29 protein-coding genes and 1 tRNA gene are annotated in these 22,434 nt (G+C 54.6%); 23 read left to right on the forward strand and 7 right to left on the reverse strand.

Features of this window, described 5'->3' with window-relative positions:
• The first annotated feature begins 1 nt into the window (after position 1).
• The 19 genes from F7Q90_RS01310 (at position 2) to F7Q90_RS01395 (ending at position 13,077) form a co-directional block, all read left to right on the forward strand.
• Positions 2-379 (forward strand): DNZ54_00345 family protein, encoded by a 378-nt coding sequence (locus F7Q90_RS01310; protein ID WP_126287303.1) that lies wholly within the window; start codon positions 2-4, stop codon positions 377-379.
• Positions 376-804, forward strand: coding sequence for an Rz-like lysis system protein LysB (lysB, locus tag F7Q90_RS01315; protein ID WP_164928070.1), 429 nt, complete (start codon positions 376-378; stop codon positions 802-804). Before F7Q90_RS01310 ends, lysB begins: the two co-directional genes overlap by 4 nt.
• A complete protein-coding gene (lysC, locus tag F7Q90_RS27020; protein ID WP_249042805.1) occupies positions 692-937 on the forward strand; it encodes an Rz1-like lysis system protein LysC in 246 nt (81 codons plus the stop codon). The genes lysB and lysC overlap by 113 nt, the downstream gene beginning before the upstream one ends.
• On the forward strand, positions 900-1,331 hold the full coding sequence (locus tag F7Q90_RS01320) for a phage tail protein (protein ID WP_058111945.1): 432 nt from the start codon (positions 900-902) through the stop codon (positions 1,329-1,331). The genes lysC and F7Q90_RS01320 overlap by 38 nt, the downstream gene beginning before the upstream one ends.
• Entirely contained in the window at positions 1,324-1,770 is a 447-nt protein-coding gene (locus F7Q90_RS01325) for a phage virion morphogenesis protein (RefSeq protein ID WP_151160751.1), read from the forward strand. The genes F7Q90_RS01320 and F7Q90_RS01325 overlap by 8 nt, the downstream gene beginning before the upstream one ends.
• 68 nt (positions 1,771-1,838) lie before the next feature.
• On the forward strand, positions 1,839-2,417 hold the full coding sequence (locus F7Q90_RS01330; protein WP_151160753.1) for a phage baseplate assembly protein V: 579 nt from the start codon (positions 1,839-1,841) through the stop codon (positions 2,415-2,417).
• A complete protein-coding gene (locus F7Q90_RS01335; protein WP_151160755.1) occupies positions 2,414-2,773 on the forward strand; it encodes a GPW/gp25 family protein in 360 nt (119 codons plus the stop codon). Before F7Q90_RS01330 ends, F7Q90_RS01335 begins: the two co-directional genes overlap by 4 nt.
• Positions 2,760-3,668, forward strand: a complete 909-nt coding sequence (locus tag F7Q90_RS01340) for a baseplate assembly protein (protein WP_151160757.1) — start codon at positions 2,760-2,762, stop codon at positions 3,666-3,668. Before F7Q90_RS01335 ends, F7Q90_RS01340 begins: the two co-directional genes overlap by 14 nt.
• On the forward strand, positions 3,661-4,266 hold the full coding sequence (locus tag F7Q90_RS01345; protein ID WP_151160759.1) for a phage tail protein I: 606 nt from the start codon (positions 3,661-3,663) through the stop codon (positions 4,264-4,266). The genes F7Q90_RS01340 and F7Q90_RS01345 overlap by 8 nt, the downstream gene beginning before the upstream one ends.
• The gene (locus F7Q90_RS01350) at positions 4,263-5,606 is read left to right on the forward strand and encodes a phage tail protein (protein ID WP_170283802.1); all 1,344 of its coding nucleotides are present in this window, start codon (positions 4,263-4,265) and stop codon (positions 5,604-5,606) included. The genes F7Q90_RS01345 and F7Q90_RS01350 overlap by 4 nt, the downstream gene beginning before the upstream one ends.
• A 1-nt stretch (position 5,607) precedes the next feature.
• Positions 5,608-6,042, forward strand: a complete 435-nt coding sequence (locus tag F7Q90_RS01355) for a tail fiber assembly protein (RefSeq protein WP_151160761.1) — start codon at positions 5,608-5,610, stop codon at positions 6,040-6,042.
• A 133-nt stretch (positions 6,043-6,175) separates the two neighbouring features.
• The gene (locus tag F7Q90_RS01360; RefSeq protein ID WP_151160763.1) at positions 6,176-7,348 is read left to right on the forward strand and encodes a phage tail sheath protein; all 1,173 of its coding nucleotides are present in this window, start codon (positions 6,176-6,178) and stop codon (positions 7,346-7,348) included.
• A 9-nt stretch (positions 7,349-7,357) separates the two neighbouring features.
• Positions 7,358-7,873: a phage major tail tube protein gene (locus F7Q90_RS01365; protein WP_151160765.1), complete on the forward strand. Its 516-nt coding sequence runs from the start codon at positions 7,358-7,360 to the stop codon at positions 7,871-7,873.
• Between the two features lie 54 nt (positions 7,874-7,927).
• On the forward strand, positions 7,928-8,230 hold the full coding sequence (locus tag F7Q90_RS01370) for a phage tail assembly protein (RefSeq protein WP_151160767.1): 303 nt from the start codon (positions 7,928-7,930) through the stop codon (positions 8,228-8,230).
• Between the two features lie 14 nt (positions 8,231-8,244).
• On the forward strand, positions 8,245-8,364 hold the full coding sequence (locus tag F7Q90_RS01375; protein WP_007848878.1) for a GpE family phage tail protein: 120 nt from the start codon (positions 8,245-8,247) through the stop codon (positions 8,362-8,364).
• Positions 8,357-11,224, forward strand: coding sequence for a phage tail tape measure protein (locus F7Q90_RS27025; RefSeq protein ID WP_249042804.1), 2,868 nt, complete (start codon positions 8,357-8,359; stop codon positions 11,222-11,224). Before F7Q90_RS01375 ends, F7Q90_RS27025 begins: the two co-directional genes overlap by 8 nt.
• Positions 11,225-11,226: 2 nt before the next feature.
• Positions 11,227-11,712, forward strand: a complete 486-nt coding sequence (locus tag F7Q90_RS01385) for a phage tail protein (RefSeq protein ID WP_151160768.1) — start codon at positions 11,227-11,229, stop codon at positions 11,710-11,712.
• Entirely contained in the window at positions 11,709-12,809 is a 1,101-nt protein-coding gene (locus tag F7Q90_RS01390) for a phage late control D family protein (RefSeq protein ID WP_151160770.1), read from the forward strand. The genes F7Q90_RS01385 and F7Q90_RS01390 overlap by 4 nt, the downstream gene beginning before the upstream one ends.
• A 49-nt stretch (positions 12,810-12,858) precedes the next feature.
• A complete protein-coding gene (locus F7Q90_RS01395; RefSeq protein WP_053216766.1) occupies positions 12,859-13,077 on the forward strand; it encodes an ogr/Delta-like zinc finger family protein in 219 nt (72 codons plus the stop codon).
• 15 nt (positions 13,078-13,092) lie between these two features.
• Here the strand turns inward: F7Q90_RS01395 and F7Q90_RS01400 are convergent, their stop codons facing one another.
• Positions 13,093-13,467 (reverse strand): hypothetical protein, encoded by a 375-nt coding sequence (locus tag F7Q90_RS01400; protein WP_151160772.1) that lies wholly within the window; start codon positions 13,465-13,467, stop codon positions 13,093-13,095.
• Between the two features lie 126 nt (positions 13,468-13,593).
• Positions 13,594-13,669, reverse strand: a tRNA-Ile gene (locus tag F7Q90_RS01405).
• A gap of 302 nt (positions 13,670-13,971) precedes the next feature.
• On the opposite strand from F7Q90_RS01405, the gene mug reads away from it, so the two are divergent.
• On the forward strand, positions 13,972-14,487 hold the full coding sequence (mug, locus tag F7Q90_RS01410; protein WP_006118211.1) for a G/U mismatch-specific DNA glycosylase: 516 nt from the start codon (positions 13,972-13,974) through the stop codon (positions 14,485-14,487).
• Between the two features lie 72 nt (positions 14,488-14,559).
• Here the strand turns inward: mug and rpoD are convergent, their stop codons facing one another.
• From rpoD to rpsU, 4 genes are all read right to left on the reverse strand, one after another.
• Positions 14,560-16,389: an RNA polymerase sigma factor RpoD gene (rpoD, locus tag F7Q90_RS01415; protein ID WP_006118210.1), complete on the reverse strand. Its 1,830-nt coding sequence runs from the start codon at positions 16,387-16,389 to the stop codon at positions 14,560-14,562.
• Positions 16,390-16,695: 306 nt separating this feature from the next.
• On the reverse strand, positions 16,696-16,833 hold the full coding sequence (locus F7Q90_RS26560; protein ID WP_006118209.1) for a hypothetical protein: 138 nt from the start codon (positions 16,831-16,833) through the stop codon (positions 16,696-16,698).
• Between the two features lie 107 nt (positions 16,834-16,940).
• The gene (dnaG, locus tag F7Q90_RS01420) at positions 16,941-18,686 is read right to left on the reverse strand and encodes a DNA primase (RefSeq protein ID WP_006118208.1); all 1,746 of its coding nucleotides are present in this window, start codon (positions 18,684-18,686) and stop codon (positions 16,941-16,943) included.
• Positions 18,687-18,802: 116 nt separating this feature from the next.
• Positions 18,803-19,018, reverse strand: a complete 216-nt coding sequence (gene rpsU, locus F7Q90_RS01425) for a 30S ribosomal protein S21 (RefSeq protein WP_001144069.1) — start codon at positions 19,016-19,018, stop codon at positions 18,803-18,805.
• Between the two features lie 278 nt (positions 19,019-19,296).
• On the opposite strand from rpsU, the gene tsaD reads away from it, so the two are divergent.
• On the forward strand, positions 19,297-20,310 hold the full coding sequence (gene tsaD / locus F7Q90_RS01430; protein ID WP_006118207.1) for a tRNA (adenosine(37)-N6)-threonylcarbamoyltransferase complex transferase subunit TsaD: 1,014 nt from the start codon (positions 19,297-19,299) through the stop codon (positions 20,308-20,310).
• A 34-nt stretch (positions 20,311-20,344) separates the two neighbouring features.
• Here the strand turns inward: tsaD and plsY are convergent, their stop codons facing one another.
• Positions 20,345-20,944 (reverse strand): glycerol-3-phosphate 1-O-acyltransferase PlsY, encoded by a 600-nt coding sequence (gene plsY, locus F7Q90_RS01435; RefSeq protein WP_006118206.1) that lies wholly within the window; start codon positions 20,942-20,944, stop codon positions 20,345-20,347.
• A gap of 108 nt (positions 20,945-21,052) precedes the next feature.
• Here plsY and folB point away from each other — a divergent pair, with 108 nt between their 5' ends.
• Both folB and bacA read left to right on the forward strand, forming a co-directional pair.
• Positions 21,053-21,412 (forward strand): bifunctional dihydroneopterin aldolase/7,8-dihydroneopterin epimerase, encoded by a 360-nt coding sequence (folB, locus tag F7Q90_RS01440; RefSeq protein ID WP_006118205.1) that lies wholly within the window; start codon positions 21,053-21,055, stop codon positions 21,410-21,412.
• Between the two features lie 193 nt (positions 21,413-21,605).
• The gene (gene bacA, locus F7Q90_RS01445) at positions 21,606-22,424 is read left to right on the forward strand and encodes an undecaprenyl-diphosphate phosphatase (RefSeq protein WP_006118204.1); all 819 of its coding nucleotides are present in this window, start codon (positions 21,606-21,608) and stop codon (positions 22,422-22,424) included.
• The last annotated feature ends 10 nt before the right edge of the window (positions 22,425-22,434 follow it).

The following is a 22,434-nucleotide window of genomic DNA, read 5'->3' on the forward strand; positions in this document are numbered from 1 at the left end:
AATGAAAAAGAAAGTCATGAGCGTTTTTTTCCAGCTGGCATGGGCTGCGCTGTTGGTTATCAGTCTGCTGTATCCGCGCAGCGGTGCGCCGGTTCTGGTTGGTGCGTCTGTCTGGGTGTCATGCTTCCTCGCCTGGCTGCTCGCTGCGCTGTGCGCTGTCGGGTGGTTCGCCGGAGATCGTGTGCGCGATGAGGTCAGGGCGGCACTGCTGAAATTCAGGGCGCACCCCGTAAAACCCGTGCGTACATGGGTAATCAGGCTGCTTATTGTTCTGTGCCTGGCGTTTTCGGGATGGGTGATCACCCTGGTGTTTTACCTGCTGACGCTGGTTTTGTATCAGATTGCCCGCGCGCAGCTTCATGAGCCGATGGCGGCCTGATGCGTGCGCTGGCGGTAGTGCTGGCGCTGGCACTTGCGGCGCTGGGCTGGCAGTCGTGGCGGCTTAACAATGCCAGCCACACCATCGAAACGCAGGGCGCGGCGCTGAAAAGCAAAACGCAGGAGCTGACGAAGAAAAACAGCCAGCTGATCGGCCTGTCCATTCTGACCGAAACCAACAGCCGGGAGCAGACGCGGCTTTATGCAGCAGCGGAACAGACCACCGCACTGCTGCGCAGCCGCCAGCACCGGATCGAGGAACTGAAACGTGAAAATGAGGATTTGCGCCGCTGGGCTGATACTCCTTTGCCTGCTGACATTATCCGGCTGCGGGAGCGTCCGGCTCTCGCCGGAGGTGCAGCTTACCGTGAGTGGCTGTCCCAGAGTGACGCAGTGCCGCCTGGAAAGGTCAGCGCCGCGCAGTAACGGCGATCTGAATGCGGTGCTGGATGAAACCGAGGCCGCCTGGGCGGTCTGTGCTGACAAAGTGGACACGATTATTGCGTGTCAGGAGCGAGACAGTGAACAAACCGCAGTCCTTACGCAGCGCCCTGAATAAAGCGGTTGCCTATGTCCGCGACAACCCGGACAAGCTGCACCTTTTCGTTGATAACGGCTCACTGGTGGCAACAGGAGCCAGCTCCATGTCATGGGAATACCGCTACACCCTGAACGTGGTGATCGAGGATTTCAGCGGCGACCAGAATCTGCTGATGGCTCCTGTGCTGCTGTGGCTCAGTACCAGCCAGCCGGACGCCATCAACAACCCGGATCTGCGCGAAAAACTGTTTACCTTTGAAGTGGATATCCTGCGCAACGATGTGTGCGATATCAGCCTGAACCTGCAACTGACGGAGCGCGTGCTGGTCAGCACTGACGGCAGCGTGTCGAGCGTTGAAGCGGTGCCGGAGCCGGACGAACCCGAAGAAATGTGGACGGTGAAACGTGGATGAGCTGCAGAGGGTGGACGACTGGCTGACGGCGCTGCTGGCAAATCTGGAGCCTGCTGCACGCAGCCGTATGATGCGGCAACTGGCGCAACAGCTGCGCCGGACGCAGCAGCAGAACATCAGGCTGCAGCGAAATCCTGACGGCAGCGGTTATGAGCCGCGCCGGGTGACAGCCCGCAGCAAGAAGGGGCGCATCAAACGCCAGATGTTTGCAAAGCTTCGCACCGCAAAATACCTGAAAACCACCGCCAGTGCGGACTCTGCCAGCGTGCAGTTTGATGGCAAGGTGCAGCGTATTGCCCGTGTTCACCATTACGGCCTGCGCGATCGCGTCAGCCGAAAAGGCCCGGAGGTCCGCTACGCTGAGCGCCGCCTGCTGGGCGTGAATGATGAGGTGGAAACCGTCACCCGTGACACCCTGCTGCGCTGGCTGGCGGGGTGATCTTTGTGTCACCGCTGGTACAAGCGCCCGCGCTGCCACCCTTTTCCCTCTGATGGCAACCTTTCGTTATGAATGCACAACTGACCGAAATCATGCGCCTTATCACCAACCTGATCCGCACCGGCACCGTGACCGAAGTGGACCGGGAAAACTGGCTGTGCCGGGTGAGAGTGGGCGAGCTTGAAACCAACTGGATTAACTGGCTGACGTTGCGTGCCGGTGGTGCCCGTACATGGTGGTGCCCGTCGCCGGATGAGCAGGTGGTGGTGCTGAGCATGGGCGGCAATCTGGAAACTGCTTTTGCGTTGCCAGCCATCTATTCCAGTCAGTTTGCGCCGCCGTCTGATTCCGTGGACGGCTGCGTGACGGAGTACCCGGACGGGGGCTGGTTTGAGTATGAACCCGCCACCGGGCGGTGGCATGTCCGGGGTATCAAATCCATGGTGATCGAGGCGGCGGACAATATCACCCTCAAAACCGGTGAGTTTGTGGTGGAGGCTGACACCACGCGCATTAACAGTGAGGTTGTGATCAATGGCGGCGTCACCCAGGGCGGCGGCGCGATGAGTTCCAACGGGATCGTGGTGGATAAACACGGTCACACCGGCGTGAAGTCCGGCGGCGATACGTCAGGAGGCCCGGTATGACGCTGTATATCGGCATGGGCCAGGGCAACGGCAAGACCATTACTGATACGGATCATCTGCGCCAGTCAGTGCGGGATATTCTGCTGACCCCGCAGGGTAGTAGGATTGCCCGCCGGGAATATGGTTCCCTGCTGTCCGCCCTGATTGACCAGCCGCAGAACCCGGCGCTACGCCTGCAGGTCATGTCTGCAGTGTATGTGGCGCTGAGTCGCTGGGAGCCACGACTTACGCTGGATTCCATCACCATCAGCAGCAATTTTGACGGCTCCATGGTGGTTGAGCTTACCGGGCAGCGCAACAACGGCGCGCCGGTTTCCCTTTCGGTAACTACAGGAGCAGACAATGGCAGTGATTGACCTTTCCCAGCTGCCCGCGCCGCAGATAGTGGACGTGCCGGATTTTGAGACGCTGCTTGCTGAGCGCAAGGCTGCTTTTGTGGCTCTTTATCCGGTTGATGAGCAGGACGCGGTGCGGCGCACGCTGGCGCTGGAATCTGAACCCGTCACCAAGCTGCTGCAGGAAAGCACCTACCGCGAAATTCTTTTGCGCCAACGTATCAATGAGGCCGCGCAGGCGGTCATGGTGGCGTATGCCCTCGGTGGCGATCTCGATCAACTGGCAGCCAACTACAACGTGAAGCGCCTGACGGTAACGCCTGCTGACAACGACGCGGTGACGCCGGTTGCTGCCGTCATGGAAAGCGATGAGGCGCTGCGCCTGCGTGTTCCGGCTGCGTTTGAAGGATTATCCGTTGCAGGACCGACGGCGGCCTATGAGTTTCACGCCAAAAGCGCGGACGGGCGCGTGGCAGATGCCAGCGCAACCAGCCCGGCACCGGCGGAGGTGGTGCTTACCGTGCTGAGCCGTGAGGGTGACGGTACGGCAGGGGCTGATTTGCTGGCGGTGGTGGAGCTGGCGCTTAACAGCGAGAACGTGCGCCCGGTGGCAGACCGCCTGACGGTGCGCAGCGCCGAAATAATCCCGTACAGCGTCGATGCGACGATCTTTCTTTATCCGGGGCCGGAAGCTGAGCCGGTGATGGCGGCAGCAAAAGCCAGCCTGCAGAAGTACATCGCCAGTCAGACGCGGCTGGGCCGTGATATCCGCCGCAGCGCCATTTATGCCGCGCTGCATGTAGAGGGTGTCCAGCGTGTGGAGCTGGCCTCCCCGCTTGCAGATGTTGTGCTGGATAAGACGCAGGCGGCGTCCTGTACGGAATGGAGCGTAACCAACGGGGGCACGGATGAATAGCCTGCTGCCGCCCGGTTCATCGCCGCTTGAGCGCCGACTGGCGCAGACCTGCAGCGGGATTTCCGATCTGCAGGTGCCGCTGCGCGACTTGTGGAACCCGGCAACGTGTCCGGTCAGCTTCCTGCCGTATCTGGCGTGGGCGTTTTCCGTTGACCGCTGGGACGAAAGCTGGACGGAGAGCGTCAAGCGCCGTGTAGTGCAGGATGCTTTCTATATCCATCAGCACAAGGGAACAACCAGCGCCGTGCGGCGCGTGGTGGAGCCGTTCGGCTTCCTGATCCGCATCATTGAGTGGTGGCAGACCGGCGAGACGCCGGGCACGTTTCGCCTGGACATTGGCGTGCAGGACCAGGGCATCACGGAAGAAACCTATCTGGAGCTGGAGCGCCTGATCGGTGACGCCAAGCCGTGCAGCCGCCATCTGATCGGCATGTCCATTAACCTGCAGACCAGCGGCCCCTATTTTGTGGGCGCAGCTACCTACACCGGCGAAGAAATCACGATCTACCCGTATATCAACGAAACCATTATTTCCGGCGGCACCGCTTACGAGGGCGGGGCGGTCAATGTTATTGACACAATGAGAGTGAATCCATGAGCGCAAAATTTTATACCCTGCTGACGGATATCGGCGCGGCTAAACTGGCAAGCGCTGCCGCGCTCGGTGCCCCGTTGAAAATTACCCAGATGGCGGTGGGTGACGGTGGCGGCGTGCTACCAACTCCAAGCGCGCAGCAGACAGCGCTGGTTGCTGAAAAACGCCGCGCTTCCCTCAATATGTTGTACATCGATCCGCAGAACAGCAGTCAGATTATTGCTGAGCAGGTGATCCCCGAAACTGAGGGCGGTTGGTGGATTCGTGAGGTTGGTTTGTTCGACGAAACCGGCGCACTGATTGCCGTGGGTAACTGCCCGGAGAGCTACAAGCCGCAGCTGGCTGAGGGGAGCGGACGCACGCAGACCGTGCGCATGGTGATGATTACCAGCAGCACCGACAATATCACCCTGAAAATTGACCCGGCAGTGGTGCTGGCAACCCGCAAATACGTGGATGACAAGGTGCTGGAGCTAAAGGTGTATGTGGATGACATGATGGCTAAACACCTTGCTGCAGCAGACCCACACCCTCAGTATGCACCAAAAGAAAGTCCAGTGCTGACGGGTACGCCGAAAGCGCCAACCGCACCGGCAGGAACTAATACCACGCAGATTGCCAGCACCGCGTTTGTGCAGGCTGTGGTCACTGTGCTAAATAACGCACTGGCGCTTAAGGCCCCACTGGCAAGCCCAGCCCTGACCGGAACGCCAACGGCACCCACTGCTGCGCAGACAGTCAACAATACGCAGATTGCCACCACGGCATTTGTGAAATCGGCTATTGCTGCACTGGTGGCATCATCCCCGGCGGCGCTGGACACGCTGAATAAACTGGCGGCTGCGTTGGGTAACGATCCTAATTTCGCCACAACCATGACGAATGCACTGGCAGGCAAGCAACCGCTGGATAGCACACTTACGAATTTGTCAGGAAAGTCAGTGGCAGGATTGCTTGATTATCTGGGGTTGAGTGATGTTAACGCGGCGGGTGTTGCGACAGGTAGTCTGGGCGGATCCGGATATGCCATATTTCCGATGATGATTGGCGGAGCACGCAAGACATTTATTATGCAATGGGGATCTCTGTCTCCTTTGAAATCAGGCGGCACCATAGATATTAACCTGCCTATTGCGTTTCCTACTATTGTGATGCAGGCATATGCAACACATGATAATGCGACACAATCCACACGCCCGACGGTGTATGCAATTTCTACAACAAGCCGAACCACTATCACTGCGACGGCAACATGCTTAAGTGCTGGCTCAGTGGGAGCTACAGTGACACGCAGTAGTGACGATACAGCGTGCTACGGTCGATATTTAGCAATAGGGTGCTGAAATGAATCTGAAATATTTCTCTCCATCTGAAAATGCGTTTTATGCCGGGGAGCTTAAAGAAAGCTATATCGCTGCAGGCTCATGGCCTTCTGATGCCTCGGTGGTTGATGAAATTCTGTATCTTGAGTTTATCGATGAGCCGCCAGCAGGTAAGTATCGTGGAGTGGATGATGCAGGTATGCCCTGCTGGCTTGAAATTCCTCCACCCACCACAGAGGAAATGGCATCGAATGCAGAGAATATGAGACAGCAGCTCATTGATGAGGCAAATGCCTATATCAACAGTCGCCAGTGGCCTGGAAAAGCGGCTATTGGGCGATTAAAAGGTGATGATCTGACACAGTACAATATCTGGCTTGATTATCTGGATGCTCTGGAGGCGATTAATACCTCTGAACCGCAGAAAATTATCTGGCCTGAAATCCCGGACGCATAATCACACCCCCGCACCTGCGGGGATTTTTTTATCCCTTCCATTGTGCCATTCCCCACACATAGCCCGGCGCGTGCGCCGCGCGCATATCAACCAGAACATAGGCACACCCCCTGTAAACCGGAGAGACTGCCTTATGGCTCAGGATTACCACCACGGGGTGCGCGTTGTTGAAATCAACGAGGGCACCCGATCCATTACCACAGTGAGCACCGCCATCGTGGGCATGGTCTGCACCGGCGATGATGCTGATGCGTCCATGTTTCCCCTCAATAAGCCGGTCCTGCTGACCGACGTGCTGACCGCAAGCGGCAAAGCGGGCGAGTCCGGCACGCTGGCCCGTTCACTGGATGCGATTGCAGACCAGGCTAAACCCGTGACCGTCGTTGTGCGCGTGGCGCAGGGCGAAACCGAAGCGGAAACCACCTCTAACATTATCGGCGGCGTGACTGCTGACGGTAAAAAAACGGGCATGAAAGCGTTGTTATCGGCGCAGTCGCAGCTGGGCGTCAAGCCGCGTATTCTCGGCGTGCCGGGACATGACACGCAGGCGGTTGCCACTGAGCTGCTGAGCGTGGCGCAGAGTCTGCGCGGGTTTGCCTACCTGTCCGCCTATGGCTGTAAAACGGTGGCAGAAGCGATTGCCTACCGCGCGAATTTCAGCCAGCGCGAGGGGATGCTGATCTGGCCTGACTTCATCAACTTTGACACCGTGCTGAATGCAGATGCGACGGCTTACGCCTCTGCCCGTGCGCTCGGCCTGCGTGCCAAAATTGACGAGCAGACCGGCTGGCACAAAACCCTGTCCAACGTGGGCGTGAACGGCGTTACCGGCATTTCCGCTGATGTGTTCTGGGATCTGCAGGACCCGGCAACCGATGCGGGACTGCTCAACCAGAACGACGTTACGACGCTTATCCGCAAAGACGGCTTTCGCTTCTGGGGTTCCCGCTGCCTCAGTGACGATCCGCTGTTTGCCTTTGAGAACTACACCCGCACGGCGCAGGTGCTGGCTGACACCATCGCAGAAGCGCACATGTGGGCGGTGGATGGCGTGCTTAACCCGTCGCTGGCCCGTGACATTATCGAAGGTATCCGCGCCAAGCTGCGCAGCCTGAAAACGCAGGGCTACATCATCGGCGCAGACTGCTGGCTGGATGAGTCGGTGAACGATAAAGACTCCCTGAAAGCCGGGAAACTCACTATCGACTACGACTACACGCCGGTGCCGCCGCTTGAAAACCTGATGCTGCGCCAGCGCATCACCGATCAGTATCTGCTGGATTTCTCCAGCCAGGTCAGCGCGTAAGGGGACACCATGGCTTTACCACGCAAGTTAAAACACCTGAACCTGTTCAACGACGGGAACAACTGGCAGGGGATCGTTGAATCTCTGACCCTGCCGAAATTCACCCGCAAGTTTGAGAAGTATCGCGGCGGCGGCATGGCTGGCGCGGTGGACGTGGATATGGGGCTGGATGATGGCGCGCTGGATACGGAGTTTTCAATCGGCGGCACCGAACTGCTGTTATTCAAGCAGATGGGCAAAGCCACAGTTGACGGCATCCAGCTGCGTTTCACCGGCTCTATTCAGCGTGACGATACCGGCGAAGTGCAGGCCGTAGAGCTGGTTGTGCGCGGGCGTCATAAAGAAGTGGATTCCGGCGAGTGGAAAACCGGCGAGAGCAGCACAACCAAAGTCAGCAGCACCAACAGCTACGCGAAGCTGACCATTAACGGCGAAGTGCTCTATGAGGTTGATGTGGTCAACATGGTTGAAATTGTTGGCGGCGTGGATCTGATGGAAGCGCACCGTAATGCCCTCGGCCTCTGATTAACCTTAACGGCGCGGGCAGCCGCGCCAGTAATTCATTAACAGGAAAAGAACATGAGCGACAAACCAACTGAAAAAACCGTGACGCTGGATACCCCAATTGTGCGTGGTAAAACCGAAATCACCGAAATTGTGCTGCGTAAGCCTCAATCCGGCGCACTGCGCGGCACCCGCCTGCAGGCCATCATGGATATGGACGTGGGCGCGATGATGACCGTTATCCCGCGTATCTCAACCCCGACGCTGACCGCGCAGGAAATGGCAGAGCTGGACCCTGCCGATCTCACCTCGCTTTCAGTGGAGGTGGTGACTTTTTTGTTACCGAAGTCGGTGCTTGCCGGTTTACCGACAGCCTGACGGTTGATGATCTGGTGGCAGATATTGCCACCATTTTTCACTGGCCGCCGTCCGTCACTGACGTTATGCCGCTGACTGAGGTGCTGGAGTGGCGGCATAAAGCAATTCAGCGAAGCGGGGCCAGCGATGAGTGATAATAACCTGCGTCTGCAGGTGGTTCTTGGGGCGGTGGATAAACTCACCCGCCCGTTCAAAAATGCACAGGCTGGCTCTAAGGCGCTGGCAAGCGCACTGAAAGCCAGCAAGGACAATCTCAGAAATCTCAACGAGCAATCAGCCCGCATTGATGGTTTTCGTAAACTGCGAACCCAGCTTGAGGGCACAAAAAACGACCTTACCTCCGCGCGCCAGAAAGTTGCGGCGCTGGCGAAGGAATTTGCAGCGACCAGCAACCCCACCAAAAAACAGGCGAAAGAATTAGAGCAGGCTAAGCGACAGGCCAGCCAGCTAAAAGATGCCTATAACGGTCTGCAGCAGTCGGTGCAGCGTCAACGTGGGGCGCTGAATGCTGCCGGTATTGATACAAAGCAGTTAAGCTCTGCACAGCGCAGACTGCGCACGGATGCTCAGGCGGCGACGGGGGCAATTGCGCGTCAACAGGCGGAGTTGCGAAAGCTCGGTGAGCGTCAGCAAAAACTGGCTGCTATCCGGTCACGCTATGAAAAAACACAGGCTTTGCGCGGCAGAATGGCAGGGGCTGGTGTATCAATGGTGGCTCATGGTGGGGCCGCGCTGCTGGGTATCCGTTCAACGGTTAATGAAGCCTCGCGCTACGATATGGAGTTAGCCGGATTTAAAGCCCTGGGCGTTGGTGACAGTACGCTGAAAGAAGCGGATAAATTTGCCCGTGGCATGAATATTATCGGCAACAGCGCAACAGATAACCTTAAAACTCTGAAAGAAGCTCACGCCGTTCTGCGTGATTTCCATGAAGCAAAAATTGTTGCCCCTGAACTGGCGAGGCTGCAATACGCTACCCGTTTTATGGCATCTCATGGTGTGTCAGATGATGCCGCTGAGCATTTACGGGACCAGGCTCCGGCGGTGCTGAAAATTGCTGAATTGCGTAACCAGATAAATAACCCGGAAGATTTCAAAAAATCAGTGAATATGTCCGCCCAGGCGATGGCTGCCAGCGGCGGGATGGTTCTGCCGGAGGATTATCTGGCGATGATGAAAACCGGGGGAATTGCCGCCAAGCAGCTTGATAATAAATCTTTCTATTTTGGCATGTCGCATATTATCCAGCAGATAGGCGGTAATCGGGCGGGTACGCAGTTATCCAGCGCTTATCAAAACCTGATGATGGGGAGAACAACTCAGGGGGCTGCGACTGAATTAATGGATTTAGGGTTATTAGATAAAGGTGCAGTGGAATACGGCAAAACGGGTCATATTAAAAAAATCAAGCCGGGGGCACTGACAAATAATGAGCTTTATTTAAATGACCCGTTTAGTTATCTGATGCAGGAAATTGTTCCACGTATTCAGAAAAAACATCCAAAACTTGATGAGCGCGGGATGGAAACAGCCATTGCAAAACTGTTTTCAAACCGTACCGCCGGTGATTTGTTTGTCACCATGTTCCGTGAGCGCGCCAATATTGGTAAGCAGATTAAGGCGGGTCAGGAAGCCTACAGCGTTGATCAGCTTGTCAGCACCGGGAAAAACACGGCTCAGGGGCAGGGGATTGATCTGGAGGCCAAAAAACGGGACCTCTATCTGCAGATGGGGCAGGACGTGCTGCCGCTGTACGTTTCCGCGCTGGAGAAAGTGTCTTCGGTACTGTCGCGTGTCACGGCTTTCATGCGTGAACATGCCAGTGCGGCAAAGGCAATTACGCTGAGTCTTACCGGGTTTGCATTGCTGACTACAGGTGTGGGCGCACTGGCGTTAGCGGCGACTTCGGTAATGGGGCCAATGGCGCTGTTACGTCTGTCTCTCGGTGTATTTAATGTAAAACTGCCGGGGATTGGCGCGGCGGTGATGAAGTTTGGAGGTGTTTTAGCTGCCGCTTTCCGTATGGCGGGTAACGCGGTTTTGATATTGGGGCGCGCAATGCTGGCAAACCCCATACTGGCGATTATAGGGTTGATCGCCGCTGGTGCTATTTATATCTGGCGAAACTGGGATACGTTGGGGCCGAAGTTTAAATCCATGTGGGATGCTGTATGTAATGCAGCGTCTGCAGCGTGGGAGTGGATTAAAAACACAGCAAGTACGGCATGGGAAGGGATTAAGTCTCTGTTCTTTAATTATACTCTTCCGGGATTAATAGCTAAAAATTGGGATGCAATAAAAACGGGCGTTTCTGAGGCGTGGGCGAGTATCAGGCAATCTATTAGTGATAAATGGAATTCTATTCTGGATGATGTTGCCGCGCTTCCTGCGAAATTCCAGGACATGGGCAGTGCCATTATTGACAGCATACTCAACGGGATTAATTCAAAATGGGAGGCATTGAAAAACAAGCTTTCCTCTGTCACCGATTATCTGCCTGACTGGATGACCGGAAATAATAAAACACAATACAAGGCTAAGGTGCAGGTGGTTGGTGGCGCTGCGGCGGCTGCAGTCCCGTTTGCCGGAATGTATGACAGTGGTGGCGCTATCCCGCGAGGTCAGTTTGGCATCGTTGGGGAGAACGGCCCAGAAATAGTGAACGGTCCGGCAAATGTGACCAGCAGACGGCGTACTGCCGCGCTGGCTTCTGTCGTTGCGGGCGTCATGGGTGTAGCAGCAGCGCCAGCAGAGGCCGCGCCATTACATCCGTACAGTCTGCCGACTACGGCATATAACCAACGCCAGCCTGCGAAATCTGCCAGCGTGCCACCGGTGATCCATTATGAGATTAACGCGCCCATTCAGATCACTGCCCAGCCAGGACAGAGTGCGCAGGATATTGCCCGCGAAGTTGCGCGGCAGCTTGATGAGCGGGAGCGGAGAGCCAGAGCTAAAGCGCGCAGTAATTTCAGCGATCAAGGGGGATATTAATCATGATGATGGTGCTGGGTTTATATGTTTTTATGCTGCGTACAGTGCCGTATCAGGAGCTGCAGTACCAGCGCAGCTGGCGACACGCCGCTAACAGCCGGGTGAACCGCCGCCCGTCAACGCAGTTTCTTGGCCCGGATAGCGACTCGCTGACGCTATCTGGCGTACTGCTGCCGGAAGTCACCGGCGGCAGGCTGTCATTACTCGCGCTGGAGCAAATGGCAGAGCTGGGCAAGGCATGGCCTTTGATTGAGGGAAGCGGGACCATTTACGGCATGTTTGTGATCGAGAGCCTGAGCCAGACAAAAACGGAATTTTTTGAAAGCGGAATGCCTCGACGTATTGAATTTACGCTGACCCTGAAACGGGTTGATGAGTCGCTGTCTGACATGTTCGGCAGCCTCAGCGATCAGCTAAGCAATCTGCAGGACTCTGCAGCGACTGCGATAGGTAATATTAAAAATACGGTTGGAGGGGGGCTGCAGTGAATTTTAGTTCTGATCTTTTTGACTTGAACAGCAAAAGCCCGGCTATCAATATCACAATTGAAGGTAAGGATGTGACTACCGCGCTGGATGCGCGCCTGATGAGTCTGACGCTCACGGATAACCGGGGTTTTGAGGCTGACCAGCTTGATCTGGAGTTGGACGACGCCGACGGGCAAATCGTCATGCCCCGACGTGGTGCCGTTATTCAGCTGGCGCTGGGCTGGAAGGGCCAGCCGCTTTTCCCAAAAGGAGCATTCACCGTAGATGAGATTGAGCACAGCGGTACGCCTGATAAGCTGACGATTCGTGCCCGTAGCGCTGATTTTCGTGAAACCCTCAATATCCGGCGTGAAAAGTCATGGCATCAGACAACCGTGGGAGCGGTGGTAAAGGAAATAGCGACCCGCCAAAATCTTAAGTCAGCGCTGGACAAGGGTATGGCAGACAGAGTGCTGGAGCATATAGACCAGACAAATGAAAGCGATGCCAGTTTCCTGATGAGGCTGGCGCGGCAGTATGGGGCGATAGCTTCCGTTAAGGATGGACACCTGCTGTTTATCCGGCAGGGACAGGGAAGAACGGCAAGCGGAAAACCGTTGCCGGTAATCATCATCACGCGCAAGGCTGGCGATGGTCACAGTTTTACCCTGGCAGATCGTGGTGCTTATACCGGAGTGACTGCGCACTGGTTAAACACAAGGGAGCCAAAGAAAAAAGAAGCCACACAAGTCAGACGGCGCAGAAAAAAACAAACCTCAACAAAGACGCCGGAAGCAAAGGAAGGGGACTATCTGGTGGGGACAGATGAAAATGTCCTGGTGCTAAACCACACCTACGCTAACCGTGCGAACGCAGAGCGTCAGGCCAAAATTGTCTGGGAACGGCTGCAGCGTGGTGTTGCGTCATTTTCCCTGCAGCTCGCTGAGGGCCGGGCAGATCTCTACACCGAAATGCCGGTAAAGATGAGCGGCTTTAAGCAGCCTATCGACGATGCCGAATGGACCATAACAATGTTGACGCATACGGTCAGCCCGGATAATGGTTTTACTACCAGTCTGGAGCTTGAGGTTAAAATTGATGATTTAGAACTCGAATAGTAGTAAATTCACCAAAGTGAATTAAGAAACGTCAAATGAGGTTCTGATTATGATGAATTGCCCTAAATGTGGACATGCAGCGCATACAAGAAGCAGCTTTAGGGTATCGGACCAGACAAAAGAACGTTATTGCCAGTGCCAAAATATTAACTGTGGTGCTACTTTTGTTACTCATGAAACCGTTGTGAGATACATTACTACTCCCAACCTAATTGATCATGCCCCACCACACCCATCAACGGGAGGGCAGGGCCATATGAACTTTTAAAACCACTGATTAGGTTTACATTTTTTCGATTAAACTGGTTCTGTATTCTTCAGCTTGCTTGAAGTCCATGGAACCAGTTTTTTTACACTCAATCCCACCGCCATCGATTTTATAACCCTGATCGGACGTGACATTCCATAGAGTGATTTTTTTGATTTTCTCAGGATTCCACTTGTTCATAAAGTAGTCATCACATATCGCACTGAACATGGATTTTGCAGCATCTATCATTAGTGCTTGCTTGTTGTATCTGACGGTCAGCTCACCATCTTCCAGTACATGAGTCCTAGTATCATAACCTGCTATCAGATTGTCGATAGAGTTGGGTATTTTGTCCGCGAATGCGCTCTGAGATGTGATTAGTAACAGAGCTAATAAAGGTTTTTTCATGAGAGATCGCCCTTTAAAAGTAAAAGTACGTGAAAAACTACCGCCATTTCATCGCCACTAAAAAATTAATCAACAAAAAAGCCACTCTTTCGAGTGGCTTAATCATATGATTTTAAAGCTAAAATTTGGTGGCCCCTGCTGGGTTTGAACCAGCGACCAAGCGATTATGAGTCGCCTGCTCTAACCACTGAGCTAAGGGGCCAATGGAGCGGGGATTATAAAGTATCTGTTCGGGGCAATCCAGCGTTGTTCGGCTGGTTGCTGAAATAAGCAGCAATGTTTTACTTGCTGATAACTATGATAAAACCGCCAAAAACGCTACGCTGATACGCAGCGTCGTCGCATGCGCGGTGAAGCGCTATTGTCTTATCGGGCTTAACAGTAGGAAAGACAGCCGCGATCACGACATTGCTCCGCAAATAAGCGTTAACCACTGGCAAGATTATGACGAATACGGATTCTTTGCGTGAGCGGCCAGGACGCAGCGCAAAGCCAGGAGGCCTCATGAGCGAACACAACATCACCGATATCATTGCACCGGACCTGAACGTCCTCTTCTGCGGCATTAATCCCGGTCAGTCGACCGCGCACACCGGCTATCATTTTGCCCATCCCGGCAATCGCTTCTGGAAGGTGATTCACCTGGCAGGGTTTACGGTGCAGCAACTGAAGCCGGAAGAGGAGCAGCGCTTACTGGAGACCGGCTGTGGTATTACAATGCTGGTCGAGCGTCCGACCATTCAGGCAAATGAACTGGCCAGTGATGAGCTACGTGATGGCGGTCAGCGGCTGATGGACAAGGTTCTATGCTATCAGCCTGCCGCGCTGGCTATCCTGGGCAAAGATGCCTTTAAACGCGCGTTTCGTCAGAGCAAAGTGGAATGGGGCGAGCAGCCGATCTACATGGGGAAAACCCAGGTGTGGGTGTTGCCGAATCCCAGCGGATTAAACCGGGCCTCACTGGAAGAGATGGTGGCGCTATATCGCCAGATGTACGAGGCGTTACAGCTGCGGCGTTAATGGTGGCGGTTTGCGGGAAAAGGGCAGAGCAGCAGACATAAAAAACCCCGGCGAACCGGGGTTTTAAGGGACTTAGTCGTCGAGGAAGCTACGCAGCACTTCCGAGCGGCTCGGGTGGCGCAGTTTACGCAGGGCTTTCGCTTCAATCTGACGAATACGCTCACGGGTAACGTCAAACTGTTTGCCCACTTCTTCTAACGTGTGGTCGGTGTTCATATCGATACCGAAACGCATGCGCAGCACTTTGGCTTCACGCGCGGTCAGGCCAGCCAGCACGTCGTGGGTCGCAGAACGCAGGCTCTCAGAGGTCGCAGAGTCCAGCGGCAGCTCCAGCGTGGTGTCTTCGATAAAATCACCCAGATGTGAATCTTCATCATCACCAATCGGCGTCTCCATAGAGATAGGCTCTTTGGCAATCTTCAGCACTTTGCGGATCTTATCTTCTGGCATCAGCATACGCTCAGCCAGTTCTTCTGGCGTCGGCTCACGGCCCATCTCCTGCAGCATCTGGCGCGAAATACGGTTGAGTTTGTTGATGGTCTCAATCATATGCACCGGAATACGGATGGTACGCGCCTGGTCAGCGATAGAACGGGTAATCGCCTGACGAATCCACCATGTGGCGTAGGTCGAGAACTTGTAGCCGCGACGGTATTCAAACTTATCAACCGCTTTCATCAGACCGATGTTACCTTCCTGAATCAGATCCAGGAACTGCAGACCACGGTTGGTGTATTTCTTGGCGATGGAAATCACCAGACGCAGGTTAGCTTCAACCATCTCTTTCTTCGCGCGGCGGGCTTTCGCTTCACCGATCGACATCCGACGGTTGATGTCTTTCACCTGCTCGATGGTCAGGCCGGTTTCTTCTTCAATCTGTGCCAGCTTCTGCAGCGAACGCATCACGTCATCCTGCACGTCCAGCAGTTTTTCAGACCATGGCTTGTTCATCGCCAGTGCGGCTTTGAACCAGCTCTCGTTGGTCTCGTTACCGGTGAACAGCGTAATGAAGTTTTTCTTCGGCATTTTGCACACTTCAATACAGAGCTTCATGATCAAACGCTCCTGGGTACGGACACGTTCCATCATTTCGCGCATATTGTTCACCAGATAGTCGAACTGCTTCGGTACCAGGCGGAACTGTTTGAAGACGTCAGACAGGTTCTGGATCTCAGCGACAGAGGCCGCATGGCTGCGTCCTTTGCTCTTGATCACATCGCGCGTCGTTTCGTATTGCGTACGCAGGTCAGAGAACTTCTCGCGCGCCAGTTCCGGGTCGATAGAGCAGTCGTCGTCGCTCTCTTCGTCGTCATCGTCGTCGTCATTACGATCTTCTTCGGACAACTCAGAACCGACGTGGGTGGCGGTCGGTGCCAGGTCTTCTTCTGCGTTAGGATCGACAAAGCCAGTGATAAGGTCTGACAGACGCGACTCACCGGCTTCAACACGATCGTACTGATCCAGCAGGTAGGTAATGGCTTCCGGATATTCAGCAACGGAACACTGAACCTGGTTGATACCGTCTTCAATACGCTTCGCGATGTCGATTTCGCCTTCGCGGGTCAGCAGTTCAACGGTACCCATTTCACGCATGTACATGCGAACCGGGTCGGTGGTGCGGCCAATTTCAGATTCAACGCTGGATAATACCTGAGCGGCAGCTTCCGCGGCATCTTCGTCAGTATCGGAGCTGTTTTCATTCAGCATCAGATCGTCGGCGTCCGGGGCTTCTTCAACCACCTGGATGCCCATGTCGTTAATCATCTGGATGATGTCTTCGATCTGATCGGAGTCGACGATATCTTCCGGCAGATGGTCATTGACCTCAGCATAGGTCAGATAGCCTTGCTCCTTACCACGGGTGACAAGAAGCTTGAGCTGTGACTGCGGGTTTTGCTCCATAAGACGGTATCCACACTTCTGTTAATTAGATTGGTGTCGGTCGGCAGCGAGCCAACAATAACATTGAAGGCATTTCGTTCTCGCCGCTGCCTTCGTCGCGGCCTGGGCTTTGCCCATTAGTAATCGGCACTTAAGCCGCAAATTTTATGTCGGGCCTGGCTTACTCGCCATTTTTGCCTCTGACAGTGCTCGTCATCCTCACGTACATCAGTACGCTCCGGTGACTGCGCGCTTTCAGCGACAAAACCTGCTTCGACGCCAATAGCCCGAGGACGGAAGCTGGCTTACTCGCCATTTTTGCCTCTGTCAGTGCTCGTCATCCTCACGTACGTCAGTACGCTCCGGTGACTGCGCGCTTTCAGCGACAAAACCTGCTTCGACGCCAATAGCCCGAGGGCGGAAGCTGGCTTTCACAACATTTTTGCCACTGGCGGTACTCGTCATCCTCACATAGCGGAGGTAACGGTTCGCTTACCGCGACAAAACCTGCTTCGCCCTGAATAACTAAACCTGCCGCTCCGGTTACGGACAGCAGCAGGTAGGGTAACCTGTTACTTTTTCGCGAAGGCCTGGCTCAGTGTCCAGAGCTCGCGACGTTCGTCGGTGCTGAGTCCATGGGTGCGTTCTCGCGCAATCAGGAACTCCAGTCGTTCTTCCAGAGCCGCGTCATAAATACTGGCCAGGGAATCCTGGAACACCGCTTCGCTCTCTTCATCCACTATCATGTGGTTCCACACGGCCAGTGTTTCAAGCGTTTGGCTAAAATTTGTTCCGCGATATAACTCTAGTAGCTGACCGGTGGTCAATCCAGGATTCTCGTTACAGCGCTTCACTAATTCAATAAATAGCGGTAAACCGGCTATTTTTGACTCGGCCAGCCCATCCAGTGCAGGGACCAGGCTTGCCAGTTGTGGATTCTGAATCAGCAACGCCACCAGAACGCGCATTGTGGTGCGTTTCAGCGGCGGAGCAACCGGTGCGCTTGCGCCCTGTGCCTGTTTAGGCATCAGCTTTTCAAGCTGCGCATCATCCAGAATACCGAGTTTGTTTCCCAGTTCCTGACGCAGATAAATGCGTAACGTTTCACCAGGAATCTGCGTGATCAGTGGCAATGCCAGTGTACTTAAACGCGCTTTGCCGTCACGAGAGCTTAAATCGACCTGCGGCAACAGGCTGTCGAACAAAAACGAAGAGAACGGCATAGCCTGCTCCATCCTCGCTTCGAATGCGGCTTTACCTTCTTTGCGAACCAACGTATCCGGGTCTTCGCCGTCAGGTAAAAACATAAAGCGTAGTTGACGACCGTCATTCATGTAAGGCAATGCGGTTTCAAGCGCTCGCCAAGCGGCTTCACGTCCGGCGCGATCGCCGTCGTAACAGCAAATTACGTTATCCGTACTGCGAAACAGCAACTGAATATGTTCAGCCGTGGTCGATGTACCCAGTGAGGCAACCGCGTAGTCCACGCCGTATTGCGCCAGGGCAACGACATCCATATAGCCTTCCACCACTAACAGGCGTTTCGGTTCAGGATGATTTTTTAAGGCTTCATACAGGCCATACAGCTGACGACCTTTATGAAAAACAGGCGTTTCGGGCGAGTTCAGATACTTCGGCGTATCATTACCCAGCACGCGGCCGCCAAAGCCGATAACGCGGCCTCGCTTATCGCGGATGGGAAACATCACGCGCTCGCGAAAGCGATCGTAAACCCGGCCTTTGTCATTACTGACCAGCATGCCCGCTTCCATTAATGACTCGCGATCTTCCGGCTGCTTACCAAAGCGTTTGAGAACATTGTCCCAACCGGCGGGGGCATAACCTATCGCGAAATGATTAATGATATCGGCGCTCAGGCCGCGATGTTGAAGATAATCGCGCGCTGACTGGGCACTGGATTGCTGCAAACTCTGCTGATAAAAACCGTTAAGGTTGTCCATCAGTTGGTACAGGCTCTGGCGCTGATGGCGTTCCATCGGGCTGGGCCCGTTACCCGCTTCGTAAGGGACATCTAACCCGTGAGAAGTGGCTAACTCTTCGATACTTTCAACAAACTCCAGACGATCGTAGTTCATCAGAAAGTCGATGGCATTACCGTGCGCACCACAACCAAAACAGTGATAAAACTGTTTTTCGCCATTTACGGTAAAAGAGGGGGTTTTCTCATTATGAAAAGGACAGCACGCATGATAATTCTTTCCCTGCTTTTTTAGCTTTACGCGAGCATCGATCAACTCCACGATGTCCGTGCGGGCAAGTAAGTCATTGATAAATACGCGTGGAATTCGTCCTGCCATAAGCCCCGTTTTTTCAGCTCATAAACGACAACAAGCCGCGCTTCCTTTCGGAAAGCACGGCCTTTTACTTGACTCGGTCTGCGTTTATCACGCTGTGGAGGCGAACCTCCGGGATATTAGTACAGACGAGTGCGGCGTGCGTTTTCGCGAGCCAGTTTTTTGGCATGACGCTTAACTGCAGATGCTTTAGCGCGCTTACGCTCGGTCGTTGGTTTTTCATAAAACTCACGACGACGAACTTCAGCCAGAACGCCTGCTTTCTCGCAAGAACGCTTAAAGCGACGCAGTGCTACGTCGAACGGCTCGTTTTCACGTACTTTAATTACCGGCATGTAACTCTCACCTCAATAAAATTCGGTTTTTCTGCTGACTGCGGCGCCAGCACATTTCAAAATGGTGCAGCATTTTACTCCAACTCGCGTCGGCTTGTAAAGCACCATGGATAATTAAGAACCAACAGGAGCGTATGCCTGTGCGGCTGCCGTTTTTTTCCAGGTGCGGGAGTATAGCGCACTCTTTAGGCAGCAGAAAATGACTTTTTGCGTGGATTGAGTCCTCTTTTTGCACAGTGGCTATGCTAAACTGCGCGCCGCAAGAATGAGGTGAAGCAATGCGAATTCTGGGTATTGAAACATCGTGCGATGAAACCGGCATCGCAATCTATGATGACGAGGCTGGCTTAGTCGCGAACCAGCTCTACAGCCAGGTAAAACTGCATGCCGATTACGGCGGCGTGGTACCGGAACTGGCTTCGCGCGATCACGTACGTAAAACGGTGCCCCTGATTCAGGCGGCGCTGAAACAGGCGGATTTAGCGCCGCAGCAGATTGATGCGGTGGCCTATACGGCGGGGCCGGGCCTGGTCGGCGCGTTGCTGGTGGGCGCGACGATTGGGCGCGCGCTGGCCTTTGCGTGGAAGGTGCCTGCGGTGCCCGTGCATCATATGGAAGGTCATCTGCTGGCGCCGATGCTGGAAGACAATCCACCCGCCTTCCCGTTTGTGGCCTTGCTGGTTTCTGGCGGCCACACGCAGCTGATCAGCGTTACCGGCATTGGTGAATATGTACTGCTGGGCGAGTCAATTGACGATGCCGCAGGCGAAGCCTTCGATAAAACCGCCAAATTGCTGGGGCTGGATTATCCCGGCGGTCCCATGCTGTCGAAAATGGCGCAGCAGGGCACGGCTGGACGCTTCACGTTCCCGCGTCCGATGACCGATCGTCCGGGGCTGGATTTCAGTTTCTCGGGCCTGAAGACCTTTGCGGCGAATACCATTCGTGGCCATGACGATGACGCGCAAACCCGTGCCGACATCGCCCGTGCGTTTGAAGATGCGGTGGTGGATACGTTGGCCATCAAATGCAAACGCGCCCTGGATGAAACCGGTTTTAAGCGGCTGGTGATTGCGGGCGGCGTGAGTGCCAACCGTACGCTGCGCGAGCAAATGGCGGTCATGATGCAGAAGCGCGGTGGTGAGGTATTTTATGCCCGTCCTGAATTTTGCACCGATAACGGCGCCATGATTGCCTACGCGGGCATGGTGCGTCTGAAAGGCGGTACGCGGGGAGAGCTGGGCGTAAGCGTCAGGCCGCGCTGGCCGCTGGCCGAACTGCCTGCCATCTGACAGAAAAAAGCCGGTCAACCGGCTTTTTTTACGCTTACTGTTTCTTTTTGCGCTTCCAGATTTTACTTTCCTGACGACGCCACAGACGTTGGATGTTGTCATGATGTCGCAGCAAAATCAGGCAGGAGAGCATGGAAACCGGGAACGTAAACTGCGGTTTAAACCACCAGACATAGAACGGCGCAATCAGGGCGCTGACAATCGCCCCAAGCGATGAGTAACCGCTGAGCAGGACGGTCAACAGCCAGGTGCCGGTCATCAGCCCGGTCAGATCCCAGCCGATCGGCGCGATAGCACCAAACGCGGTCGCCACGCCTTTCCCGCCTCTGAAGCGGAAAAACACCGGATAAATATGGCCCAGACAGGCGGCAATAGCGGTTAAGCCCAGGTAAAGCGGGGGCACGTGAAGCAGGTACGCCAGCCAGACAGGCACCATACCTTTCAGAATATCGAATACCAGCACCGTTGCTGCCGCCGCTTTGCCGCCAAGGCGCAGCACATTGGTGGCACCCGGGTTGCCTGAACCGTGGGTGCGGGGATCGGGTAGCCCGGCGAGTTTGCATACCAGAATCGCACTGGAGATGGACCCACACAGATACGCGAAAATAATCATACCAAGCGCGAAAGCACTCATAACACCGTCCCGTTTCCTTTGGGGTCGTTTTGATCACGTCAACTATGGATAATACGCACAATCTGCCGGAAGTGGTATCCGGCCTGGCCAAAAACAGAGAGCACCGTCATGGATATCGTCTTTATAGAACAACTCACCGTCTTCACTACAATTGGCGTTTACGACTGGGAGCAGGGGATTCAGCAGAAGCTGGTGATCGATATCGAAATGGCCTGGGATAACCGCCAGGCGGCCGCCAGTGACGATGTTAAGGATTGTCTGAGCTACGCTGACGTCTCTGAGGCGATCCTGACACATCTGACGGGCGGACGTTTTGCACTGGTCGAACGCGTTGCCGAAGAAATTGCGGATCTGTTGATGAACCGTTTCAATTCGCCCGGTGTGCGTATAAAGGTAGCAAAACCGGGCGCTGTAGCGCAGGCCGCGCAGGTTGGCGTGCGAATTGAGCGCGGGACTATTCCTAAATAGTGATGATGTGATTGCCATCACAATGAAACCAAACCAAATTATGGTCTGTCTCAGCAGGTGCCGTTTCGTTATAACAAACTCAATGGCAAGCGAGCTTAATGTTATATTCAGGCTGGACAGATAAGATTCAAGGCGATAGCGCGACTGCTAGCGCCTTTTTCATGGTTTTAAAACGGACAGAGGGAATACATTGATGGCAGATATTCATCAGCTGTGGGTAGCTGCAATCCTGGGCGTGGTAGAAGGGCTGACCGAGTTTTTACCGGTCTCTTCCACCGGGCACATGATTATAGTGGGGCATTTGCTTGGCTTTGAGGGTGACAAAGCCGAAACCTTTGAAGTCGTGATTCAGCTAGGCTCCATTCTGGCGGTAGTCGTGATGTTTTGGCGGCGTTTGTTTGGCCTGATCGGCATCCACTTTGGCGAAGTCAAACACGAAGGGACAGGAACCGGTCGCTTAACGCTGATTCATATCCTGCTGGGCATGATTCCTGCTGTCGTGATAGGGCTGGTCTTACACGATCAAATTAAAACGCTGTTTAATCCGATAAATGTTATGTATGCGCTGGTGGTCGGCGGTTTGCTGCTGTTAGCGGCGGAATTCCTGAAGCCAAAACAGCCAAAATCCGTTGGCGTGGATGACATTACTTATCGTCAGGCGTTTATGATCGGCTGCTTCCAGTGTCTGGCGCTGTGGCCGGGCTTCTCGCGTTCAGGTGCCACGATTTCAGGCGGGATGCTGATGGGCGTGAGTCGCTATGCGGCGTCCGAGTTCTCCTTTATCCTCGCCGTACCGATGATGATGGGGGCGACCGGGCTGGATCTGTACAAGAGCCTGGGCTTCCTGAGCATGGCCGACTTCCCGATGTTTGCAGTGGGTTTTATCACTGCCTTTGTCGTCGCGATGATTGCGATCAAAGTGTTCCTGGAGCTGATCAAACGCATCTCTTTCGTATCGTTTGCGGTCTACCGCTTTATCGTAGCGACTGCGGTTTACATGCTGTTCACGTAAACCCAACGCG

Origin of the sequence: Pantoea stewartii subsp. stewartii (genome assembly GCF_008801695.1) — a bacterium.
Classification (GTDB): Bacteria; Pseudomonadota; Gammaproteobacteria; order Enterobacterales; family Enterobacteriaceae; genus Pantoea; species Pantoea stewartii.